This window comes from Microcystis sp. M061S2 (genome assembly GCF_020245605.1).
Taxonomy (GTDB): domain Bacteria; phylum Cyanobacteriota; class Cyanobacteriia; order Cyanobacteriales; family Microcystaceae; genus Microcystis.
On the sequence record NZ_JADBUP010000141.1, the window covers coordinates 1 to 23662 of the forward strand.

Annotated in this window: 23 protein-coding genes, 1 other RNA gene and 3 pseudogenes; 15 read left to right on the top strand and 12 right to left on the bottom strand. The window is 43.8% G+C overall.

What is annotated here, in order from left to right:
• The 3 genes and pseudogenes from IM475_RS20730 to IM475_RS20740 form a co-directional block, all read right to left on the bottom strand.
• Positions 1 to 183, bottom strand: a pseudogene (locus tag IM475_RS20730) (RNA-guided endonuclease TnpB family protein); the annotation flags it as partial.
• Positions 184 to 364: 181 nt separating this feature from the next.
• Positions 365 to 730, bottom strand: a complete 366-nt coding sequence (locus IM475_RS20735) for a response regulator transcription factor (protein WP_287658507.1) — start codon at positions 728 to 730, stop codon at positions 365 to 367.
• A gap of 1074 nt (positions 731 to 1804) precedes the next feature.
• On the bottom strand, positions 1805 to 1927 hold the full coding sequence (locus IM475_RS20740) for a DUF4388 domain-containing protein (protein ID WP_287658508.1): 123 nt from the start codon (positions 1925 to 1927) through the stop codon (positions 1805 to 1807).
• Between the two features lie 649 nt (positions 1928 to 2576).
• On the opposite strand from IM475_RS20740, the gene hmpF reads away from it, so the two are divergent.
• The 4 genes from hmpF to IM475_RS20760 all read left to right on the top strand — a co-directional run bounded on the left by hmpF (position 2577) and on the right by IM475_RS20760 (position 5904).
• Positions 2577 to 4217, top strand: coding sequence for a pilus motility taxis protein HmpF (gene hmpF / locus IM475_RS20745; protein WP_287728967.1), 1641 nt, complete (start codon positions 2577 to 2579; stop codon positions 4215 to 4217).
• 128 nt (positions 4218 to 4345) lie between these two features.
• The gene (locus IM475_RS20750; RefSeq protein WP_257792579.1) at positions 4346 to 4474 is read left to right on the top strand and encodes a hypothetical protein; all 129 of its coding nucleotides are present in this window, start codon (positions 4346 to 4348) and stop codon (positions 4472 to 4474) included.
• Positions 4475 to 4600: 126 nt separating this feature from the next.
• A complete protein-coding gene (locus IM475_RS20755) occupies positions 4601 to 4825 on the top strand; it encodes a hypothetical protein (protein WP_287658511.1) in 225 nt (74 codons plus the stop codon).
• A 269-nt stretch (positions 4826 to 5094) separates the two neighbouring features.
• Positions 5095 to 5904, top strand: coding sequence for a squalene/phytoene synthase family protein (locus IM475_RS20760; RefSeq protein ID WP_158200427.1), 810 nt, complete (start codon positions 5095 to 5097; stop codon positions 5902 to 5904).
• Between the two features lie 87 nt (positions 5905 to 5991).
• Here the strand turns inward: IM475_RS20760 and petD are convergent, their stop codons facing one another.
• Positions 5992 to 6474 (bottom strand): cytochrome b6-f complex subunit IV, encoded by a 483-nt coding sequence (petD, locus tag IM475_RS20765; protein ID WP_287658513.1) that lies wholly within the window; start codon positions 6472 to 6474, stop codon positions 5992 to 5994.
• A 51-nt stretch (positions 6475 to 6525) separates the two neighbouring features.
• Positions 6526 to 7194, bottom strand: a complete 669-nt coding sequence (petB, locus tag IM475_RS20770; protein WP_002798126.1) for a cytochrome b6 — start codon at positions 7192 to 7194, stop codon at positions 6526 to 6528.
• A 238-nt stretch (positions 7195 to 7432) separates the two neighbouring features.
• Here petB and IM475_RS20775 point away from each other — a divergent pair, with 238 nt between their 5' ends.
• The 3 genes from IM475_RS20775 to IM475_RS20785 all read left to right on the top strand — a co-directional run bounded on the left by IM475_RS20775 (position 7433) and on the right by IM475_RS20785 (position 10851).
• Entirely contained in the window at positions 7433 to 8869 is a 1437-nt protein-coding gene (locus IM475_RS20775; RefSeq protein ID WP_287658515.1) for a circularly permuted type 2 ATP-grasp protein, read from the top strand.
• 114 nt (positions 8870 to 8983) lie between these two features.
• Positions 8984 to 9985 (top strand): alpha-E domain-containing protein, encoded by a 1002-nt coding sequence (locus tag IM475_RS20780; RefSeq protein WP_147070269.1) that lies wholly within the window; start codon positions 8984 to 8986, stop codon positions 9983 to 9985.
• On the top strand, positions 9985 to 10851 hold the full coding sequence (locus IM475_RS20785) for a transglutaminase family protein (RefSeq protein ID WP_287658516.1): 867 nt from the start codon (positions 9985 to 9987) through the stop codon (positions 10849 to 10851). The genes IM475_RS20780 and IM475_RS20785 overlap by 1 nt, the downstream gene beginning before the upstream one ends.
• A 161-nt stretch (positions 10852 to 11012) precedes the next feature.
• Here IM475_RS20785 and IM475_RS20790 read toward each other — a convergent pair whose 3' ends face one another.
• Positions 11013 to 11459 carry a PIN domain-containing protein gene (locus IM475_RS20790; RefSeq protein WP_002778830.1) on the bottom strand — a complete coding sequence of 149 codons (447 nt, stop codon included), beginning with the start codon at positions 11457 to 11459 and terminating at the stop codon, positions 11013 to 11015.
• On the bottom strand, positions 11449 to 11706 hold the full coding sequence (locus tag IM475_RS20795; protein WP_287728968.1) for a ribbon-helix-helix domain-containing protein: 258 nt from the start codon (positions 11704 to 11706) through the stop codon (positions 11449 to 11451). Before IM475_RS20795 ends, IM475_RS20790 begins: the two co-directional genes overlap by 11 nt.
• Before the next feature lie 189 nt (positions 11707 to 11895).
• Here IM475_RS20795 and IM475_RS20800 point away from each other — a divergent pair, with 189 nt between their 5' ends.
• Entirely contained in the window at positions 11896 to 12333 is a 438-nt protein-coding gene (locus IM475_RS20800; protein ID WP_287728969.1) for a DUF29 domain-containing protein, read from the top strand.
• A 111-nt stretch (positions 12334 to 12444) separates the two neighbouring features.
• Entirely contained in the window at positions 12445 to 13176 is a 732-nt protein-coding gene (locus tag IM475_RS20805; RefSeq protein WP_287728970.1) for a hypothetical protein, read from the top strand.
• 213 nt (positions 13177 to 13389) lie between these two features.
• Here IM475_RS20805 and IM475_RS20810 read toward each other — a convergent pair whose 3' ends face one another.
• From IM475_RS20810 to IM475_RS20820, 3 genes are all read right to left on the bottom strand, one after another.
• A complete protein-coding gene (locus IM475_RS20810) occupies positions 13390 to 14733 on the bottom strand; it encodes a TldD/PmbA family protein (protein WP_287728971.1) in 1344 nt (447 codons plus the stop codon).
• A 93-nt stretch (positions 14734 to 14826) separates the two neighbouring features.
• The gene (locus IM475_RS20815; RefSeq protein ID WP_287728972.1) at positions 14827 to 15429 is read right to left on the bottom strand and encodes a DUF456 domain-containing protein; all 603 of its coding nucleotides are present in this window, start codon (positions 15427 to 15429) and stop codon (positions 14827 to 14829) included.
• 2 nt (positions 15430 to 15431) lie between these two features.
• A complete protein-coding gene (locus IM475_RS20820; RefSeq protein WP_004267945.1) occupies positions 15432 to 16901 on the bottom strand; it encodes a TldD/PmbA family protein in 1470 nt (489 codons plus the stop codon).
• Positions 16902 to 17085: 184 nt separating this feature from the next.
• Here IM475_RS20820 and IM475_RS20825 point away from each other — a divergent pair, with 184 nt between their 5' ends.
• The 5 genes and pseudogenes from IM475_RS20825 to IM475_RS20840 all read left to right on the top strand — a co-directional run bounded on the left by IM475_RS20825 (position 17086) and on the right by IM475_RS20840 (position 20701).
• Positions 17086 to 17550, top strand: coding sequence for a hypothetical protein (locus IM475_RS20825; protein ID WP_287703709.1), 465 nt, complete (start codon positions 17086 to 17088; stop codon positions 17548 to 17550).
• A gap of 268 nt (positions 17551 to 17818) precedes the next feature.
• Positions 17819 to 18209: a transfer-messenger RNA gene (ssrA, locus tag IM475_RS20830) on the top strand.
• A gap of 9 nt (positions 18210 to 18218) precedes the next feature.
• Complete coding sequence (locus IM475_RS20835; RefSeq protein WP_287728973.1) at positions 18219 to 19385, top strand: pyridoxal phosphate-dependent aminotransferase; 1167 nt, start codon at positions 18219 to 18221, stop codon at positions 19383 to 19385.
• 53 nt (positions 19386 to 19438) lie between these two features.
• Positions 19439 to 19589 (top strand): annotated as a pseudogene (locus IM475_RS23220) (pyridoxal phosphate-dependent aminotransferase); the annotation flags it as partial.
• Between the two features lie 119 nt (positions 19590 to 19708).
• The gene (locus IM475_RS20840; protein ID WP_287728974.1) at positions 19709 to 20701 is read left to right on the top strand and encodes a glycosyltransferase; all 993 of its coding nucleotides are present in this window, start codon (positions 19709 to 19711) and stop codon (positions 20699 to 20701) included.
• 117 nt (positions 20702 to 20818) lie between these two features.
• Here IM475_RS20840 and rsmH read toward each other — a convergent pair whose 3' ends face one another.
• Entirely contained in the window at positions 20819 to 21697 is an 879-nt protein-coding gene (gene rsmH, locus IM475_RS20845) for a 16S rRNA (cytosine(1402)-N(4))-methyltransferase RsmH (RefSeq protein WP_287728975.1), read from the bottom strand.
• A gap of 30 nt (positions 21698 to 21727) precedes the next feature.
• Positions 21728 to 23239, bottom strand: coding sequence for a threonine ammonia-lyase, biosynthetic (gene ilvA, locus IM475_RS20850; RefSeq protein ID WP_287728976.1), 1512 nt, complete (start codon positions 23237 to 23239; stop codon positions 21728 to 21730).
• Positions 23240 to 23437: 198 nt separating this feature from the next.
• Here ilvA and IM475_RS20855 point away from each other — a divergent pair.
• Positions 23438 to 23662, top strand: a pseudogene (locus tag IM475_RS20855) (helix-turn-helix domain-containing protein); the annotation flags it as partial.

Consider the following 23662-nt stretch of genomic DNA (forward strand, 5'->3'; position numbering starts at 1 on the left):
AACAAATTTAAACTCTTTCCTTAATGCTGTGTTGTACCGAAATAACTCTGTTTTGCCAACACCCCGATTATCCATCCAATAACGCAGAACTTTATTCCGAACAAATTGGGTTGTCCGTATTGCTTCGTTAATGGCTTCTATTTGATTAGGTTTTGGCTTAACCTTGTATTCTAGTACAAACATTTTGATACTGCTTGACCGAGTATCAATATCTTAACACAAAATTCCTTAAGTTGACAATACATATTTATTTAAAGCCGCCCGACCCTACACTAAAGGGCGGGGCTTGTACCCAAATTTTCGGTCAGCGTTTTTAGCTGTCTTGACCTATAGCATAGCTAGACTGTCACCGGTGAAGGCGATTTTATCGGCGCAGCAGTTGTTTAACAGTGCAAATGAACTCAATCGGTTCAAAAGGTTTGACAATGTAGGCATCGGCTCCGATTTTCATGCCCCAATAGCGATCAAAGACTTCCGCTTTCAAGGAACAAATGATCACGGGGATATTTTTGGTTTTGGGATCCGACTTGAGACGACGACATACCTCATAACCATTGATGCGGGGCATGACGATATCGAGGACGACGAGATCGGGATTGGCTCTCTGAATATGTTCGAGGGCCTCCACCCCATCTTTGGCGATCGTGACCTTAATGCCGCTATTGCGGAGTAGATCACAGATCAGTTCCCGTTGCGCTTGGCTGTCTTCTACCAGCAATATTTCTCTCATAACTCCCTACCTAGCTAGGCCGCCAAGAATAACAATGGAAAAAGATGCGCGATAATAGTTCCCGTTGACCCGATGCTCCGAAATTGCTCCCATTTTTTGCCTCCAACGCACTCTGAAATTTATCAGGGGGTTTCCTTCTCAACAAGGACTTGATTGACCCCTTCGGGTTTTACCCCTATATTTCCCAATTCCACTGTTAAAAACGACTAGCCAAGAGATTTTTTTTCGGGTTTGGGGTTTAGTGTCAGGTTTTAGGATGTTGGGGTTTTAGGGTTTTAGTTGACATTCCCCTATCCTGCCATTACGCTAATTCCCCCATTCCTCTATTCCCCTCAACGTATTTTTCCAACAGCAGTCATAACTCATTTTCGCTGAAAGGTTTGCTTAAATAATCGGTTGCCCCCACCATTTTGGACTCTCTTGGGTTTGGTGGGTAAAATGTATTCTAAGATACATTCCTGCCAGCGAGCGAGTGGGGCGCATCTCACATTTGCAGGAATACCGACAATCAGCAATTATCAGTGACTCTTAGATGACTACAAATGTATCAGCAGCTGTCTGTAAGCATCCCACCGAAAAGCTAATGCGCTCCGGGGTTTGGGGGCGGCACTTCGACACATTTCCACACATTTCGACAGGCTCAATGCAAAGGCTCAATGTAAAAGCTCAGTGGCCGCGCCACGCCCCCAACGGGTTGGTTTGGGGGTAGAACCCCCCAAAAGCTGGGATTGAGTGATAAAATCGGAAGTAATACTGGATTTTAGCCGAGAGTTTCCCCGTAAAAATCCCAATTGGTAGATTTACAAAAATGAGATGCACCCAGCGAGTAGCGAGTGGAACGAACCACAAAGACACAAAGGACACAAAGATTGAGCGCTCCTATATAACTTAAACTGATCACACAAAGAATAAGAGAACCCATTTTGGCTTTTACCCTTGCCAGCAGCCCCCCCTTGACCGGTTAAACCGTCGAGTTTTGGTAGGGCGATATCCCAGAGAATGAGAGCAGGTTCGATCACTATAGCCTGAGCGAGAGCTTCTAATGGAAAAGACCACAGGAATAGTTAGAATTTTCTAAAATACTCTCGACTTTTTCACCAATACTGAGATCGTCATCAATAGTTCTCCTGTTCTTTGTCCTAATTCAATCAATTGTAAAAGACTGGGAAGGTCAATCTCATTGAAACTTCCTTGCATAATTTCTCGGAATCTCCCCCACTAGACGCTATTTCTTTTAGTCTAGAAGAACCGATAGCAGTTATCTTAATGTTGAGGTACGAAGTCTCTGGTTTTAGGTGTTCGTCTGGGGATGATGCCAAATCTCGTCATACTTCATCTTTAGGAGAAACGCTGTCTTCCTTCCTCTTGTCACTAATAATAAATCTGATAAGCTAATTATGTAAGATATTTTTCAGTAAGCTTTACTGCATTTAAACTAGCCTTTGAAATTTTCAGTACAAAAGGTCTAGCTTTCTCTCCTTGCCTCTCGCTCTCACGCCGTCTTAACCGATCATTTAGATGTGTGGTCAGCTTATGCAAACTGCAGCCAGAGGTAAAAGGGGTCAGAAAACATCAGCCGATTTATGAGATTGAATGCCGAATTTTTTGAGACTAGGTCAGTAAATTGTTGCTGAAAAATCTTCAAAAATTTAAAATTTTCCAGTGGGTAAGAGAAAAAATTGAGGACAAATGTATGTCTCAAAAAGAAAAACTCGCATGATAGAAATTAAAAATTTTTTGGCAGCCGATGGGTACACTGAAACTATAGACAGGCCGCTCCTAACCTCGATCGCCAACTCTCTCTAAAACCGATTACAAAAACTTTCATAACAGAGGAAGACTACTCGTGCTATACCTTGCAGAATTAAAAAAACAGACTAGAGGTTTTATGAGCGGTTACAAAACCGAATTGAAACTATTGGCCTGTCAGCATAAAGATCAGACGTGGAGTGCCATAGCGGGGAATGATATCTTAACCTACGACGAAACTAACTCCATAGGAGAAGGTGCGCTTCTCTTGGTGAATTTGAGCGATAATCGTCAACTGCAAGGAAACCCGGAATTAGCGGGAGCAGAGATGGTGCGGCAACTGCAAAAGATTTCCCGTTTGATCGAGCGCAATAAGGAAGATCAAGAGAAAATCGATCAGTGGAAAAAATCCCTCACCTATCAAAGCGAGATTCTCAACCGCCAGAAAATGGAAATGGAGGCAAGAATTGAGCAAATTGAGCGAATAGAAGCAGAATTCGATTATTTAGAGGGCAAAAGACAAGAACTGGAAAACCTAAAACAACAATTACAGGAGCAACAGCGACACCTGGAAGAAGAACAAATAAATTTCAACTCCTCCCCCAATCTTTCCCCAGAACAACAACAATTTATTCGCTCTCTAGCGGAGAGTTTAGCTAATAATCACGACCTGGGCAATTCTCCCTCACAAATTTTCTATTCAACTCTTGAATCTGTGCAGGGACAACAGACAATTTTAAATAGTTGTTGGCACAGTTTAGAGGAGCAGAAAAAAGCTGTAGAAAATCGTCAGGTCGCCAACGAACAAATGCTTAATCATCTCGAACAAAGAGCCAGGGAATTACAGATAAGTCGTACTGCTTTGGAAACAACAAAAATACAACTACAAATACAAGAAACTGTTCTGAGTCAAAAACAGGAATTATTCGAGCGCCTTAACCTCACCCTACAAACCACTGATTCTACTCGACAAATGCTTCTTCGTCTCGCCCAAGCAGAAGACCTAGATTTTGATGGTAAAATCGATATAGAAGCTCTTGAAAAAATGCCTTTAGAAGAATTGGAGAGCTTAGTTAACAATTTACAAACAGACCTCAATCGCTTGGAAATTTTTGTCAACGACCAAGAGGAAGAATTAACTCTCCAATCTCAAACCGTGGAAGAATTAGAGGCAAGAATGACCACAATAGATGAATCCCAGCGAGCTAATTTAGAAGAAGAATTAGCCGAGGAACAGGAGAGAAAAGGAATGCTGGCGGAAACTTTGGTCGGACAAAGACGTAATCTTCGGGAAAGGCAAGCTATTCGCTCTCAACACCTGAAAATTCTGCAACGCAGACAGGGAATTTTATCCCCAGAAGATGCCCAAAAATGTAGCTTTGAACCAGTGTTAATTCTCCTGGAGGATAGTTATCAAAATAATCTCCAAGAAAGTCAACGTTTAGCAGCAGAAATCAAGCGACTACAAGAGGATTTACAAAAATACAGAGATACTATTGACGAGCAATGGTCGGATTTAGAGCAAAAAACTCGTGAATTTGAAGAACAGGAGCGACAATGGCGCGATGCTAATCTGGTATTAGTGCGTTTAAAAACTCAGATACAACAGTACGAAACTTTCCTGCAACCCGTCCAGGATCATCTCGATCAAATCCGTCAAAAACTAGAAACTATCTCCCAGTGGTTGATACCTATGGAATCTAATGGTATTGCCTATCATTACGCTATTAACAGTTAGGCTTAATTAGGGTTCCTGAACAAATAATACAGGGTAATTCAGAAAAAGATTTCGCCCTTCTTGCCGATAACTTTTATAGCTTTTTATCTATGAATAAAATAATTTAGATCAATTTAACTCTAGGTTAGATGTGGTATAGACTAGGATTAGTAATTTATACTCAGATAGCTATGAGACAATCCGATCGAGAAATAATCATTTTAGCGGCTGTGGCCTCCCTCTTAGCGGTGGTGGCGGAAGTGGCGATCGCTTTTTAGATAAAAAAAACTGATTCATGGGGTTAAAATCCAGCAAAATTGGCAATCAATGCCAAGGAAAGATATCGATAGAATGCTTGTAACAGTGGCGGCAATTGCGATCGCCTCGATCAGGGAAATTAAAGCATGAGTGTTAGTGTAACGGGTCGGGTAAAAAGAATCGAAATAGGCACGGGAACTTGGGCATTAATTGCTGATAACGGTCCAACCTACGAATTAATGGAAGCACCCGCCGAATTAATCCAAACAAAGGCAAAAGTGATAGTTATAGGTCAAATTCGCTCAGATGTGATGACTCTGGCCATGATCGGGCCAGTTTTACAAGTGACCTCCTTTCAATCCCTGCTATGAAGCCGCAAAATACTGCTTAAAAACGGGTAAAATCGGCTTTTTAAGCCCGTAATCTCGAAAAATTGCCGTAATTATCCCTCACATATCCCAGAAAGAAAAATTGTCAAGAATACCCTAATGGTTGATTTTTTCGGGAATAATCTCGAAATTTTGAATAATCATACTACAATGGACAGCAACTTGGTCTTAGGAACATCGGCATAACCTAAACCGATCTGTCTGATTGGTTTAACTCGTAGTTACCTAAGTTGGCGTGAGGAGAGGACTGAATGAATTTGCGCGATAATGCTTTAACGATTCTGCAAGAAACGAGTCGAACTTTTTATATTCCCATAAGCCGTTTACCGGATCGTCTGCTCGAGGCGGTAGCCTCAGCTTATCTCTGTATGAGGGCGATCGATGAAGTAGAAGACCATCCCGACCTAGATAACTTCAGTAAATCCCAGATATTAAGACAAATTAGCCTGAATTTACAAGCAGGTACTGAAAATTCCACCAAGGAGGACTTTGCTTTTGGCTTAGTCCATCGGGAGATTTTGCCGGAAGTAACCCTGAGAATTGGCGAATGGGCAATGTTAGCACCGGATTCGATCGCCCCCCGGGTCTGGGATGCCACGGCGGCCATGGCCGATCGCATGGCCTACTGGGCTGGGAATAACTGGGATATTCGCACAGAAATAGAATTAGATCAATATACCTTTAGTGTGGCTGGTGCCGTGGGTTTATTGCTGTCTGACCTCTGGAATTGGTACGACGGCACTCAAACTAATCGCAGTTATGCCATCGGTTTTGGTCGGGGTTTACAAGCGGTTAATATTGCCCGCAACCATGGCGAGGATCTGCGCCGAGGGGTAAGTTTTCTGCCCCAGGGTTGGACAATTAGTGATATTCATAATTATGCCCGTCGTAATCTGAAATTAGCCGATTATTACACTCAATCGCTGCCGCAAGGACCAGCACTTGATTTTTGTAAGATTCCCCTCGCTTTAGCCCATGGCACTCTCGAAGTCCTAGCTTTAGGCAAGGAAAAACTCAGCCGCAGCGATGTCATCGCTTTGGTACAACAAATTACCCGATAGAAGAAATCAAAATTAAAATTGCCCACGATCGCTCTTCCAAAGTCAGGAATCACAAGCGTGGGCAACAAACCGGTGGTGTTCAGTAACTTAGAACAAACCGAGAGTTAAAGATATATCGATGGGGAAAGTGGCACCAATACCTAACCAAATCGTGACCACAGTACCAAATAGGAAGATAGCGGTAGCGACGGGACGACGGAAAGGATTTTGGAATTTATTGACGCTTTCAATAAAAGGAACTAACATCAAGCCTAGGGGAACGCCGGCCATGCAGGCAATACCCAAGAGTTTGTTAGGAAGAATGCGGAGAATTTGGAAAACGGGATAAAGATACCACTCTGGCAGAATTTCTAAGGGAGTAGCGAAAGGATCGGCAGGTTCACCGATCATGGTGGGATCCATAATCGCTAAACCGGTGCAGAGTCCGATCGTACCAAAGATAACCACCGGGAAGACATAGAGTAGATCGTTAGGCCAAGCGGGTTCACCGTAGTAGTTGTGACCCATCCCTTTAGCCAACTTATCGCGCAGAGCGGGATCGCTGAGATCGGGCTTTTTTAATGTGGACATGGATAATGTCTCCTAAAAATGATTTCGGATCGACAGAGATACTTTTCTGAATTATAGAGGCCCAGAAATGCCTTGTTTACGGATCATCAAGAAATGTAGCAACATGAAGACCGCGATCGACCAGGGCAGGACAAAGGTGTGTAAGCTGTAGAAACGGGTTAAAGTTGCTTGACCGACGCTTTCGCTACCGCGCATCAGGGTGACGAGTTGATCGCCGACGACGGGAATAGCAGCAGGTACACCAGAAACGATTTTAACCGCCCAGTAACCCACCTGATCCCAGGGTAAGGAATAACCGGTGACACCGAAGGTAACGGTGATCACGGCCAGGACAACCCCAGTTACCCAGGTTAATTCGCGAGGTTTTTTGAAGCCACCGGTCAGATAGACGCGGAAAACGTGCAGGATCATCATTAAGACCATCATACTGGCAGACCAGCGATGGATAGAACGAATTAGCCAACCAAAGTTGACTTCGTTCATGATGTACTGTACGGAGGAGAGGGCCTCTGCTACAGTGGGTTTGTAGTAGAAGGTCATGGCGAAACCAGTGGCAAACTGGATCACGAAGCACACAAGGGTGATACCACCAAGACAGTAGAAGATATTAACGTGGGGGGGAACGTATTTGGTGCTGATGTCATCAGCGATCCCTTGAATTTCTAAGCGTTCCTGAAACCATTGATAGGCTTTGGAATCCGTTACTTGTTTGGTAAACATCGCGTAACCAGTAAGAAAAATGAAAGATTTAAGGTGTGACCTTTAAAAAATGTAACACAGTTTTCAGGGCTAATTCTCGCTCCGGTCAGGTTTCTCCACCGGTGGGGATCAATTGGCGATCGCTAGACCCGAAAAACCGCTAACTTCCTAAAATTTCCCTTAAAATGTCTCCTAGACTACAAAAAATCGGGCCAATTGTCCGACACTGGGAATAGGTAAGGTATGGAATGAGGTCAGCGTGCTATTAAATACCTACGATCCCGAAGGCTTCTACGACGAACTATTCTTAGATGATGGTCAACCTCGTCCCCACGCGTCCCCTTTAATCAAATGGCTGCAGAATCTGCCACCCCGAGAACTTCAACAACACCGGGAAACCGCTCAGTCGGCCCTGTTTGAATTGGGGGTGACTTTCAATGTCTATAGTGACAATCAAGGGGTGGAAAAAATCTTTCCTTTTGATATTATTCCCCGAATTGTCGCAGCTGAGGACTGGGATTATTTAGAAAGAGGCCTGAAACAACGCATCAAAGCCCTCAATCTTTTTCTCTCCGATATCTACAATGATCAATTAATCATTAAAGATGGCATTATTCCCCCCGAATTAATCGCCTCGGCAACGGGATTTCTGAAACCCTGTGTGGGACTGAAACCCGCCGGAGGTATCTGGTGTCACATTACGGGAACCGATTTAGTCCGCGATAAAGATGGTCAGTGGTACGTTTTAGAGGATAATTTGCGGGTTCCTTCCGGTATTTCCTATGTCCTCGAAAATCGTCGGGTAATGAAAAGCACCTTCCCCGATATTTTCCAGACAATGAATGTTAAACCGGTGGATGATTATCCTTCCCATCTGTTGGAAACTCTCCTCAATTTAGCCCCAGCCCAATTACCTAATCCTACCGTGGTGGTTTTAACCCCCGGAACCTATAATTCTGCCTACTTTGAACATTCTTTTATCGCCCAACAAATGGGGGTAGAATTAGTGGAAGGGCGTGATTTAGTTGTCTTTGATGGTTATCTACAAATGAAAACCACCAAGGGATTAAGACGGGTAGATGTGGTATATCGTCGCCTCGATGATGACTTTTTAGATCCAGCGGTTTTTCGTCCCGATTCGATGTTAGGTGTACCCGGGTTATTAAAAGTTTTCCAGGAAGGTCGCGTCGCTTTAGCTAATGCCCCTGGTACGGGAGTCGCCGATGATAAGGTTATTTATGCTTTTGTCCCCGATATGATTCGTTATTATCTGGGAGAAGAAGCGATTTTAAATAACGTTCCTACCTATCTTTGTTGGCGAGAAAAGGACTTAGATTATGTCTTAAATAATCTCGATAAGTTAGTTGTGAAAGCCGCTAATGAGTCGGGAGGTTATGGGATGTTAGTCGGTTCTCAAGCTACCCCCGAACAAAGGGCAGAATTCGCCCCACGCATTGCTGCTAATCCCCGCAATTATATCGCTCAACCGGTGTTAAGTCTTTCTAGGGTTCCCACTTTAATTGACACGGAAGTTGAAGGTCGTCATGTGGATTTACGTCCCTATATTCTCCATCGTGGCGATGAAATTTATGTGCATCCCGGGGGGTTAACTCGCGTGGCTTTGAAAAAGGGTTCTTTAGTAGTTAATTCTTCTCAAGGTGGTGGCAGTAAAGACACTTGGGTTTTAACCAAGTAATCAAGACAATAATCAAAATTTTGCTGGGTTACGGCCAAAATTAAATCATGAGTCGAGTGCATAAATTATTTTCGCCCAATCCACCCTAACCTTTTCACTTTTTCCTGGTTAATTATGCTTAGTAGAGTTGCCGATTCAATTTATTGGTTAAATCGCTATATTGAACGGGCAGAAAATGTCGCCCGGTTTATGGATGTTAACCTTAATTTAATGTTAGATGTACCTACCAGTGTTTTGCAACAGTGGGAACCTTTGGTTTTAACCACGGGAGATTTAGAACAATTCAAGAAACGTTACGGCACAGCCACCGCAGAAAATGTGATCAATTTCTTGACATTTGACACGGAATATAGTAGTTCAATTATCTCTTGTTTGCGCTGGGCGCGAGAAAATGCTCGGTCAGTTCGCGAGATTATTTCTTCGGAAATGTGGGAACAGGTTAATGGTTTTTTCTTGATGGTAAAAGATGCTTCCTCTTACCATCCTCAAACTACTTTACCGAACTTTTTTACCCAAGTTAAATTGGCTAGTCACCGTTTTGCAGGGGTGATGGATGCAACGATGACTCATAATGAAGGTTGGCATTTTGGCGTTATGGGAAGATTACAGGAACGCGCCGATAAAACCGCCAGAATTCTTGATGTTAAATACTATTATCTCTTGCCTTCCGCCCAATGGGTAGGAACTTCTCTAGACCAAATTCAATGGATTGCTTTACTGCGGTCGGTGAGTGCCTACGAAATGTATCGTAAATGTCAACGACGGATTACTCCTAGTGACGTGGCCGAATTTTTAATTCTTAATCGAGAATTTCCTCGTTCAATTCACTTTTGTCTGCGGGAATTAGACCACTGTTTGCATCAAGTTACTGGTACTCCTATAGGAACTTGGGGCAATTCGGTAGAAAGAAGTTTAGGGCGACTTTGTGCGGAAATGAGTTATCTAACTATCGAGGATATTATTGAAATGGGATTGCATGAATTCCTCGACCATATTCAAAAAAGAGTTAATGATGTGGGAATAAAAATGACAGAAACTTTCTTCGTTTTTAATCCTGAACTTGCCTCACCTCTGCCAGTAAATAACTTTCAATATCAATCCCAATTAACAACTTAATGCGTTATCACATTCGACATCAAACCAACTATTTCTATAATCAACCCGTGATTTTATCACCCCATCTGCTGCGCTTGCGACCAAAATCCGATGGTGGGCAAACTTTGCGAGAGTTCACACTCAAAATTAACCCGGAACCTTTAACGATAACTAATATTATCGACCTCGATGGCAATTCTTGTTTACAAATTTGGTTTAATCAACCGACGGAAGAATTATTGATTGATATGGTGAGTGAAGTGGAAACCCATGGGGTTAATCCTTTCCAGTATTTATTGGAACCTTGGGCGACCTGTTTACCCTTTGATTATCCCATTTCCCTCCACAGCCAATTACAACCCTACAGACAATTTTATGGGTTAGCTAATGACCCTGATGTGGCAGCATTAGCCCAGGAAGTTATGCAGGAAACCGAGGGACAGGTGCTATCTTTCCTGTTTAATCTTAATGACAAAATTTACCGAAATTGTCAGCAAATTATTCGTCTTAACGGGGAACCCTATCTACCCGGAAACACTTGGAAAAATAAGCAGGGTTCCTGTCGCGATTTTGTGGTTTTATTTATGGATGTGTGTCGCTGTGTGGGATTAGCTTCCCGTTTTGTCAGTGGCTATCAAGAAGGAGATTTAGACCAAGGAGAAAGACATTTACACGCTTGGGTGGAGGTGTATTTGCCGGGGGGCGGCTGGAAAGGCTATGATCCTACCCATGGATTAGCGGTGAGTGACCGTCATATTAGCCTCGTTTCTAGCCCAATTCCCCGTTATTGCGCCCCGGTAGAGGGAAATGCTCGACCGGTTAATCTCGGTCATCAAGTGATAGAATCTCAGCTATCATCGACAATTGCCATCGATTTGTTATCTTGAGGGTGATTGTTTATGGGTCAAGGATTTGGCACAGCAACAAGGCGAAAAGTTTTGGGAGCGGGGCATAAATCCCCGTTACAAAAACGGCCGACCGCCTCCTGCCTTCGTTAAGAAGCCGCCGCCCTCGCCTTCTTGGGAATCTTGGCGAAACTACAGCTATCTTACCCAAAAGAAAGTCTGCCGCCATCGTTCAGGGGGTTGACGAAATGAATTCCCTCAATGGTAGCCCCGGAATTAAAATCCTCGCTATAGACCGTGGTGATTTGATTTAAGCGAGCGGTCGCCCAGATCTGGGCATCCCAGTAGGAAAACTGGTAACTTTCTACTCCACGGGTGGCTTCCAGAACGATCAACTCGGTGATCGGAACTACCTCACAGGCTATTAGATATTGACGGATGCGGGCCAGAGCTTCTTCGTGGGTTAGCAGGGGGCGACGGCTGCGGGTGACGGCCTGAAAGAATTCTCCCATCACCTGCGGGCTGATGACGGCGCGGGTGGTGCGGATCAGGTCATCGACAACGGTTAATGCCCGTTCCCGTTTGCTTTTCTCGGCGATATCGTAGAGATAGACCAGAATATTGGTATCGAGCAGGACTCTATCGTTCATAGAGATCCTCCCTTTGCCAATCCCTTTTACCCGGTTGTGATGGGCGGTTTTCGAGACCGGCGATAAAGGCCTTTTCTCGCTCCCAAGCACTCAAGTTCGGGGTAGGAGATTTGACGGAAATTATGTGTTGGTTGATCGCCTGTCGGATGATCTCGGCCTCGCTAAGTCCCGTCTGTCGGGCCTTCTCTTTCAGTAAATTATTCTGCTCGGCTTCGATATAAATTTGCTTGCGGATTTTGCTGACCATAGCCAGTTTAATTATATACATTACATTATACATTACTATAACCGTCGTCAATCGTAATCGCCAGTTTTTCTATATACCTTAACTTATTTAGTTTATATGTACTATAAAGCCGAAAACCCCTATCTATCAATGGATACACCCATTAACCTTTCTTAATCTACTAAGTAATTTTCTATGGAGAGTTAAATTATGTCGTCAACTGCCTACGAAACTGATTATAATCAATGGCTAAAAGAGACGGTAAAACAGTTACAAGAGCGTAATTTTGAGCAGGTGGATTGGGATAATTTAATTGAAGAAATCGAGAGTATAAGGAAAAGTGATAGACGAGCTTTAATGAGTCTGTTAACCCGTCTTATCGAACATCTTTTAAAGCTGACTTATTGGCAAGAAGAAAAAAAACGGTCAGGTAATCATTGGGCGGCAGCAATAGTTAATTTTCGCGCCCAAATTCAGCATCGTTTAGAAGATAGTCCCAGCTTACGGCCAGAATTAGCAGCCATGTATGATAAAGTTTATCCAGTGGCGATTAAATCGGTTTCTCAGCTTTTTTCCCTCAATTCAGACGCTCATATATCCCTCGAACAAACATTAGATGATAATTGGTTTCCCCCGGCTGAAAAATAGTTCTTAATTATAAAAACTGATGGCCTTACCCTCATAGTTATTAAAACTTAAATTTTAGGGTAGAAAAAGAGGAATATAATATCAGGCAGTCAAATTAAGGATATTTTCTGGATGAGAATCTTAACATCTACTACTATTGCGGTTTCTCTCTCTTTAGCCCTTATCAGCCCCAGCTTTGCCGTTAGCTTGGTAACTAATCGTGCCGACCTCAAGGGTAATGATTCCATCGATTGGTCGAGTCCTGGCAAGGTTTTAAACCCTTTTAACCCTAATTTCGCTGATTTTCTCGGTTTTTCCTTTTCCGGTACTTCCGCTGGAGGATTGGGCTTAAATGTAAATATTAATCCGATAAATCTGCCGATTACAGCGCCTTTTGTCTTTAAAACTGCTCCTATTCCTCAGGGCATCCCGACTAACTTTGCTAACGGTGATTTTCTCTTGTTTACGGGGCTGCAGTTTGGTCCATTTCCCGCTCCTGGCAACCCCGGCCCGATTTCGATTAGCTTCGCGCAACCGGTTAGGGCTGCTGGAGCGCAAATCGCTGTGGATGATGAGCCGAACTTTGTTGGTACTATCAAAGCATTTGATATTAATGACAATCTTTTGGATAGTTTTAGTGTCAATGGTACATCTTCTACAGCATTGGATAATTCTGCCATTTTTCTGGGGGTAAAAAGTGCTTTGGCCGAGATTAGCCGCATTGAATTTAGTAGTAATTTTAATAACCGCGCCATTGGCATTAATACTCTCAGTATCGATAACCCTGCCATTCCTGAACCATCCCTGACAATGGCTATCCTCGTTATGGGTTCGGGTTTGCTGTGCCTGAAAAAAAGGCTATGATAGTGGAAAGGACGAGCCTAATTTTGATGGGAAAATTAAGTTCGACTTTCTAAAAGCTGTTATCTCCAAAGAATTAAATGACTTGATAATGTTCAAGCTTCCTCTCTGGAACCCCAGCACTTGCCACTCCTTACCCACGACTATAAAATTAGCATCCATCTGGCGGGGGGTATTACCCTAGTTAATACCCCCTATTTTTGGTCCGATATAGTGTTAAGCTTCTCCTGTGATTGATAAACCCTCTACCCAAACGTAGGGACAAACACCACTGGGAGTAATAACTGCTTCCGGTTCCAGATAAACAATCGATTTCAGCAGTGTTAAAATATCCCCGGCTACGGTAGCGGAATCGATGCTAATGCGCTCATTTTTGTTCACTAACCAACCGTCAAACGGCAAAGAGAAGGAACCTTGTAGAGAATTAACTCCCGCATGAAGTGCCTGTAAACTATCAATTAAAACCACATTTTCTGCTGTTTCTAAAGAATAGCTTTTTGGTTGATTAGCACTAGCAAAAACGTGATAAAAATGGGGACTAACCGTTACTTTTGACCCAATGTTACCGTTGCCAGTCGGTTCTGTATTCATCCGTTTAGCGGTAATCGTGCTATGGAGAAAATTACTCAAAATCCCCTCTTTAATTAATTCCACACGACGGGTGGGAGTGCCTTCACTATCAAAAGTTTCTGCGGCAACATTAGCCGGATGGAGGGAATCATCGCACAAATTTAAGGCAGTAGCAGCGATTTGTGTTCCCAAAGATTCAGGAGTAGAAAGACTCTGTTTATCAAGGACATTTTGGGCATTAAACAGATTAGAAAATGCCCCTATGAGACTCAAAAAGGCGCGGGGGGCAAAAACCACTAAATATTTACCCGTGGTAATCGGTTGATAGTCCAGATGGCTAACAGTTTTGCTAATCGCTTCCTTGATGCAACCATCGATATCTAATTTTTCCAGTCCTGGACTCACCCGAAAAGCACCAGCACTGCGTGGTTTTTTGCCTTCCTGTTCGGTTTTGGTGTATAAATACACGCTGGCATAACTACGCGCTTCCTGACGCATTGCCCCGTCGCTATTGAGATAAAAACGTCTGACCTGCTGTTGTCCCAAACCATTATAGGGAACACTGGCAATAGCCGGATGGGCCGCTAGTAGGGATTTTTCGGCGGCTAATAACTTATCGACGAGAGTGGATACAGGTGCTTGATTAGACATTTCGCTGGCCACTTCTGTGGTAGGTGCGGTGGCAGCGGGACTAAAATCGGGGACATTTTCCTTAACGCCAAAAAAGCTGGCTTCCTGAGCGGTTTTTAGGGCTAATTGCAGTCCCACCGGGTCCACATCGGTGGTAGAGGTGACACCGACTTGATTATCCCGATTCCAGACGCGAACGATAACGCTGGAACGATTGGAAGCTTGTACCTGTTTGGGTTCCCCTTGAAACACATCCACATCGGTTTCATCGACAGAAGAACCATAGATGTCGTATTTAGCAATTCCTAAAGCTTGGGCGCTAGAATTAGCGATTTGGGCGATATCTTCAACTTTTGGCATAGATTTGGTCAGAAATGAGATGAATGTAGAATTGAGCGGTCAGCCATCAGCCGTAAGCTAGATAAAAGTGATATTTATCAGAAAAATGGCTGATTAATTGAAAAACAAAGAACTCAAATCTGAAAACTGATAACTGAAAACTGATAACTGGTAACTGATAACTGAAGAGAGATTGGGCCAAGTGGTGACAATAAAGACGATAACGGCAGCCGTGGCCAGCATAGCTTTGGCAACGTGACCGATAACCGTGCCGACGACGATACCGACACAGACTTTTAGGGATTGTTGCAAACGGGGAGTTAATTCCAAATCGCGACGATAGGCGTATTCTCCCAAAAAAGCCCCGACCACAGGACCGACAAATAAGCCGATAATCGGTCCGCCAATGGGTAAAGCTGGTAAAAGCCCGAATATTCCCGCTAATAAACCCACTACTAGCCCGATTTGACTCCAATTGCTCGCGCCAACTTTTTGGGCGCCGAGATAACTAGCGAGGAATTCCACCCCCAGACTGAGGAGAAGGACAACAAAGGCCACGGTTAAAGCGACCCCCATCCCTGCGAATTTGGTGACAAAACCCCACACCAACATGGCGATTAAAATCAAACTCATGCCGGGGATAGCGGGCAGCAGTTCGCCAATTATCCCCACTATCATGATGGCGATGAGGAAATAGTAGAGAATTACTAAAGTCATGATTAACGACCGCCAACGGTAATAGAATCGACTTTTAAATGGGGTTGACCAACGGTGACATAAACGCTACCACTGACGGAACCGCAAAAACCGGCCGCTAGTCCTAAATCTTGGGAACACATAGAGATTTTATTCATAATCTCCTTAGCTGAACCGATTAAAGTCGCGCCTTTCAGGGGTTTAGTCAGGTTGCCGTTTTCGATAAGATAAGCTTCCTCGACGGCGAAATTAAATTCGCCGGTCGCCCCCACACTACCACCGCCCATTTTTTTGCAATAAATGCCTTTATCGATGGAATTAAAGAGATTATCGAGGGTATATTCCCCAGGTGCGATGTAGGTATTCCGCATCCGACTAGCGGCGGCATAGGTGTAGTTTTGACGGCGACCGCTACCTGTGCGCGGATGGCCGGTTTTAATTGAACCAGTGCGATCGGCAATGAAGTTTTTTAGGATACCATTTTCAATGAGGAGAGTACGCTGGGCCGGCATTCCCTCATCGTCCATATCGATAGTACCGAAAGCTTTATCGGATAATCCTTCGTCCCACGCCGTCAGGTTGTCGTGGGCGATTTTTTCGCCTTTTTTATCGAGAAAGGGTGTGGTTTTTTGCTCGATTTGCGTAGTTTCTAGCAAATGGCCGCAGGCTTCGTGGAAGATAACGCCGCCAAATTCATTGGCCATGACGATGGGATAACTGCCGGATTCTACATAGTCAGCGTAAAGCATTTTACCCGCCGATTCGGCCACTTCTGCCGCCGATTCCTCGGCATTCCACGTCCGCAGAAAATCGGGATTACTGGTACTACCCACCCGTTTACCAATGCTAGAACGATTAGTCCCATCGGCACAGAGGAGATTATAGCCCACGGATTGGGTGAGGCGAATATCCCGGGCAAAAGTGCCATCACTAGCGGCAACTAAAATTTCTTGCCAATCGCGAAAATAAGCGGCGCGACGAGATTGGACGTGAGAGGCTTTCTGATTGAGTTGAACGTTAGCATTTAGGAGAATATCACCCATTTCTCCCAAAGAACTGCAATTATTCAGCCAAATATCTTTGTTTTTGACCGTGGCATAATCCCGGAACATTTCCAGATTGATTTCGGGAATATAGGCGTTAGGACTGGGTAGGTTTAAACCGAGAATCGATAAACCTTTTTCTAGGGCATTTTTTAAGCCTTGGAAGCTTAAATCGTTGGTACTGACATAACAATCGGCTTTACCGCGAAAAAGGCGGATTCCTGCCCCTGTAGATAGTTTCGGTGAGAGACTGGTGATGCTGTCATCTTCGGCTAAACAACTGATATAGTTGACTCTTTCCAGGAAAAATTCGATAAAAGTTGCCCCGGCAGCCCGTCCCAGTCCCAGAAGAGTGGACAAAGGAGCCGCCCAAGAGCTATCAAAGCGCTCCAGACTAGGATTATATTTCAGGGTGGGGAGTTCTTTGGAGATGAGTAGAGTGGGTGACATAAAGCTCGTTTATCAGTTAATCTGCTGGTTTCTAGTCTAACAGTTCTCAGTTTTTTCCGTCTGGGGATGCGTTAGCGTGGCCCAACCCTGCTAAATTTTTCTCCTTCATATCTCTTAATAAAAACCTTGATTCGATCGCTCATCGCCCCCAAGATTAAAGAAAGAGCGACTCAGGATCAAAATAATGGCCACAGCGACACAATTCTTAAACATTTCTGACTTGACAAAAGATGATTATTGTGTATTCGGTTTAGCGATTTGTTTTCTTAAACGGGAGGGAGAATTAGAAAAAGTGGCGGTGTTAGAACCGATTCCCTCGGCAGCCCTAGAGGCAATTGTCAAAGGAATTCCCACTTCCTACGAATTTGCCCGCGCCATGGCTTTAGGAGAGGTATTTCAGGACGATAATCCTCAAATACCCAGTAATTTCCCCGATAATGCCCAATTATGCGAGAATTTTGTCGAAAGGGCGATTGCGGCCACTCGCACCTATAAAAATCAACCCCACCTACAAGGGTTAATCCCCTTGGGCGGCCAAAAAGACGATTTAAACTTTTCCCTAGAGAAAAAACGCATCTTGAATGCTGTTCATGTGGTGCGGACAGAGGATAACGTCAAACAACATTCTCACACCCATAAGGTTTTGTAATCAAGGTTAGTTCGGGTTAGGGAAATTTTGCCGTTTTCCCTGATTCCGAACTCAGGTTATCGCAGTCGAGCAATAGCTGCTCAATTAATTGTTTAGTCTCTGGTGATACTAATCGAGGGCAAATATAGGATAATTTTCGCAAAAATCAGCGATAAAAACCTTTTTTCTCATCTAGACTGGCTCTGAAGACTGGGAAGCTCGGAAAAATCCCAATTGAGCCACAATTAGCTTAATCAAAAAATATGCTATAATCATAATGTAAGCACAAGGGGCCGTAACGGTTTCGACAGGTTAGCGAAAGCTCCCCCGTGATACAGGTCGAGAGTGAGTCTCCTCTCGTAAATCAAAGGCTCAAACAAAAAGTAAATGCGAACAACATCGTTCCTTTCGCTCGTAAAGCCGCTCCTGTAGCTGCCTAATAGTCTCTAATCGACTCGAGCATTCATAGTTTGACTCCGTTAAGGACTATGGATAAACCCCCAACGGATGCCACGTTTAACTTTCTCTAGTTAGTTAACCGTCTAAGCTTTAACTAGAGCATCCCACTGTCCGGGATAAGTGACAGTCCCCGTTTCGAGGGTAATCGAAACTAAACCTGTGAATGAACGGACAGTCAATACCTAATTTGGACAGCAGTTCGACTCTGCTCGGCTCCATTGATTACTTTAATGAAAGACCTTCTCTCCCGCATGGACGGGGTACAAACACCGATTATTCCCGTGGTCGGTCAATTAATTAAAGCGAACCCTGGTACTATTTCCCTAGGTCAAGGGGTTGTTTCCTATTATCCACCCCGGGAGGCGCTCGAATCTCTATCTTTATTCTTAGCTAATCCCAAAAATCATCAATATCAATCTGTGGCGGGAATTCCCCCCTTATTAGCAGTAATTCGGCAAAAACTAGCCGAAGATAATCGGATAGAAATCAGCGATAAACAGGCAATTTTTGTGACGGCGGGCAGTAATATGGCTTTTATGAATGCCATTTTAGCCATTACTTCCCCGGGGGATGAAATTATTCTCAACACTCCCTTTTATTTCAATCATGAAATGGCCATAAAAATGGCTGATTGTCAAGTAATTTTGGTCGCCACAGACAAAAATTTTCAATTGCGTCCGGCTGCCATTGAAGAGGCAATCACGGAAAAAACTAAGGCAGTGGTGACGATTTCTCCTAATAATCCCACGGGAGTAGTTTATCCAGAAAATACCCTAAGAGAAGTCAATCGAATCTGTCAAAAAAAGGGCATCTATCACATTCATGATGAGGCTTATGAGTATTTTACCTATAACCATGCCCGTCACTTTTCTCCGGCGGCAATTGTTGGTAGTGAATCCTGGACTATTTCCTTATTTAGTCTCTCAAAAGCCTACGGTTTTGCCAGTTGGCGCATTGGTTATATGGTAGTACCAGAACATTTATCTGAGGCGATTAATAAGATTCAGGATACTATTTTAATCTGTCCGCCGGTGGTGTCGCAATACGCGGCACTAGGGGCGTTACAGGTGGGTAAAAGCTATCCTTTAGAACAGTTAAAAACCATCAGTAAAGTTAGAGAAATTTGCCTGAATGCTCTAGAATCAATCGGCGATATCTGTGATGTTGCCACTGCGGAAGGTGCTTTTTATTTTTTCCTGAAAATTACCACAGACAAGAATGATTTTCAGTTAGTTAAAAGTTTAATCGAGCGGCAGCGGGTGGCGGTGTTACCTGGTTCAACTTTTGGGATAACAGAAGGCTGTTATTTGCGTCTTGCCTACGGTGCTTTATCTCTAGAAACAGCTTTAACGGCAGTAGAAAGATTGGTAAAGGGACTGCGTTATTTTAGTCAGTGATTTTTAAGAATAAATACCGGCTTTCTTTCTTGGTTTTTACTTTACCACAACTGATGAAAAACCTTCTTTCGCGCATGGATGGGGTGCAAACGCCGATTATTGCCGTGGTCGGTCAATTACTTAAAGCGAAGCCTGGTACTATTTCCCTAGCTCAAGGGATTGTTTCCTAATTATCCACCCTGGGAGGCGATCAAATGTATTTCTTGAGACTAGGGGTTTGGCTGGCTGGTTTCCATAATCAGAATTGCTGACCTCTTGAGGGACAATTGACGGCAAAGCGCTTTTGATCTAGACTAGGGGATGCGGAATGCTCTGGCCTGAAAATGCAAACAATCTATTTTTATGCCCCTGGCGAAATCAGACAAAAAAATATCAAGGAAGACCAGACTCTATGGACAGGCGATCATAGCAATTTTACGGCTTGGATAGCCCAAACCTACTTTCATCTTAAACAAGCCGGATTTCCCTGTGAAATAGCCAGAGAAATCCCAGAGCAAGGAATTTTAATCGCCGACCGAGATACCCTAGATAATGACTATCCTTTCCTGGATAAGGTCATGTTAGTTTGTGTCAAAAGCGACAAAGAATATCACCCTTCGGCTCACCTACACATTGTTTATAATCCGTCTAGTTGGGAGAAGGTTAAGGACTCTATTTGGAACCCCTATCTAATTAGTCATTGGCCGATGCCTGGGTTAATTCCCAGAGATAGGGAACGGAACACCCTAGTGGAGAATATTTCTTACATTGGCACCAGGGGTCAGTTGGCACCGGAATTAAGGTCGGAAGCATGGCCAGAGTCTTTGGCTACTCTCAATTGCCATTGGATGCCGATTTGGGATAGATTTCAATGGAACAATTATACTAATCTAGATGTGATTGTCGCCGCGCGTAGTTTTGATTCTCGAAATTATCCTAATAAAGGTTCTATTAAGCTAATTAATGCTTGGCACGCCGGTGTCCCTGCCCTTTTGACTCCAGAGTTAGGCTTTTTAGCAGAAAGAAAGACGGAGTTAGATTTTATTATTATTCACTCTCTAGAGGAGGCAATTGAAGCAGTTCGTCGTCTGAAAAGTTCTCCAGAACTTTATCAAAAAATGGTTGAAAACGGTTATAAGAGGGCGAAAGAACACACATTTGAAACCACTTTAAATCAATGGATATCTTTTTTTGAAGATGTGGCTTTTCCCACCTACGACCAATGGTCTGCTTTAAGTCAACTTGAAAAAAGATGGTTGTTCAGTCAGCGATATTTAGCTTTCAAATATGGCAGACAGAAACAGAAAATAAACAACCTTGTCAAGTCAAAGGCATAATTCAATTCTCGATCAATTATTTCTCCTTCGTACAAAAAATAGTTGATAGCCTTTCTCATCAAGATAACGACTCCCCAAAACCAGAGAGTTTGTACCTCACAATTAAGATAACTGCTATCAGATAACCTCTGATTCTATCTTTTGGGCTATTCTTAGTTTAGCCGAACGAGAACGAGGATTTTTAGCTTGTTCTTCTCGACTGGGAATAATCGGCTTTTTCGTGATAATTTTCAAGGAATTATCTTCGCGAAAGCCATACTTGATCAGACGATCTTCTAGACTATGAAAACTGATCATAGCGATAATTCCCCCGGATTTTAGCCAGTGGGGGGCTTGATGTAACAATTTTTGCAGAGAATCTAATTCTTGATTAACAGCGATGCGTAGGGATTGAAAAACCCGCGTTGCCGGATGAATACGTCCATAACGGTAACTAGCGGGGACAGAACTAGCGATGACAGCCGCTAATTCTGTAGTGGTAGTAAAGGGACGTTTTTGGACGATAGAACGAGCAATAGGACGAGATAAACGTTCTTCTCCGTATTGATAAAAAAGATCCGCTAATTCTTTTTCCTGCCAATGATTGATAATATCGGCTGCCGTCAGGGATTGACAGCGATCCATCCGCATATCTAAGGCTGCCGTGTGGCGAAAACTAAAGCCGCGCTCGCTCTGATCGAATTGGGGAGAACTGACTCCTAAATCGGCGATAATGCCATCAAAACTGCTATTTTGTCCATTATAATCGGCGAAGTTCCCCCACCAGAGGGTTAAACGGCTATCTAGATAGGGGGCAAGACTAATTTTAGCGGCTTCTAGGGCGCTTTGATCGCGATCGATGGCGGTTACTGTGGTTTCGGGATGAGCTTCTAAAAGCAAGCGGCTGTGTCCACCACCGCCTAGGGTAAGATCGAGATAATGCCCCCCGGGTTGAATATTTAAACCGGCGATTAATTCTTGACTCAAAACGGAAATATGGGGAAAATCTTGATTCATCTGTACTGATAACTTCCTGAAAATGGCGATTTAACCTAAAAATAACTGATAGGCCGGATTTTGACTTTCATCCCAATAGCGATAGCCGAGAGTATCGAGAAAAGCTTGCCATTGATTCATTTCATCGGGGGGGACCTGTATGCCCACGACGATGCGCCCATAATCGGCCCCGTTATTGCGATAATGGAAAACGCTGATATTCCAGTGGGGACTCATGGAGGCGACAAATTTCATTAAAGCCCCCGGTCGTTCGGGAAACTCGAAGCGATAAAATAATTCATGATCGGCTAAATGCGATCGCCCTCCCACCATGTGGCGCAGATGCAATTTAGTTAATTCGTCATCGCTAATATCGAGGGTTTTAAAGCCGCAAGCTTCAAAACTCTCGGCTAATTTCTTGGCATCGCTGCGATTTTCGATCTGGGCGCCGACAAAAATATGTGCTTCTTTTTCATCGGCAATACGATAACTAAATTCGGTTAAATTGCGCTTGCCGACACATTCGCAAAAACGCCGTAAACTGCCCGGTTGTTCGGGAATAGTCACAGCATACAACGCCTCGCGCCGTTCCCCTAATTCCGCCCTTTCCGCCACAAACCGCAGACGATCAAAGTTCATATTCGCCCCACAAGCCACAGCAACGAGGGTTTTATCCTCAATTCCTTCTCTTTCTACATAAGCTTTCGCTCCTGCTACCGCTAACGCCCCCGCAGGTTCTAAAATCGAGCGTGTATCTTGAAAAACATCCTTAATCGCCGCACAGATATCATCCGTATCCACTAGGATAATCTCGTCCACATACTGCTGACAAAGACGAAAAGTCTCCTCTCCCACCTCGCGCACCGCCACCCCGTCGGCAAATAATCCCACTTGGGACAAACGCAGCCGATAACCGGCTTTTAGGGATTGATTCATCGCGTCTGAGTCCACAGGTTCCACCCCGATAATTTTAATTTCTGGGCGTAAACGCTTGACATAGGCTGCAATACCTGATATAAGTCCACCGCCACCAATAGCGACAAAAATCGCCTCGATCGGTTGCTGATATTGTCGTAAAATTTCCATACCGATCGTACCCTGGCCGGCGATTACCTCCGGGTCATCGAAGGGATGGATAAAAGTTAAGCCTTTTTCCGCTTCTAACTGCCGCGCGTAAGCATAGGCATCATCGTAGGTGTCACCGTGCAGGACGACAATCCCCCCCCGGGCTTTTACTGCGTCGATTTTGACTTGGGGAGTGGTGACAGGCATAACGATAATCGCTTGGGTTCCCAATTGCCGCGCCCCCAAAGCGACTCCCTGGGCATGATTTCCCGCCGAAGCAGCAATTACACCTTTTTGTAACAAATCCCTTGACAAATGCGCCATTTTATTGTATGCGCCGCGCAGTTTAAAAGAGAAAACCGACTGCATATCCTCGCGCTTGAGTAAAAGCTGATTGTGCAAGCGTTGGGAGAGATTGGGGGCAAGTTCTAAGGGGGTTTCTTGGGCGACATCGTAGACGCGTGCGGTGAGAATTTGAACCAGGTAATCGCAGTACATTATTCTTTTTTGGCGGTGCGGATTCGCGAGTCAGGCTAGGATCCAGAATAGATCATCGTCGGTCGGGTTAGCAATAGACCTCTTGGATAATTTTTTTATGGTGTAGTGAAAGGTTTTGCTTTTTTCTCGATTTTTAGATGGAAGTGGAAAAAAGAATAAAATGTGATCTTAGTTCAGGAAATCATCTATACTTTTGCTATATTTATTAGCAAAAGTATGGATGATCAAGACTTATCAGATGAACAGTTCAAACGCCGTTTCGGTGTGTATAAACAAACCTAAAGAAAGATGGTAGAATCAGTAAAAAGTGTTGAAGCTGAATCTAATTCAGTATCTAAAAGGAGACCGAAACCTAAACTATCTATAGAAGAACAAGAACGTTAGAATATTGGCGAGAATATAGAACATATTTTCACATTGGTA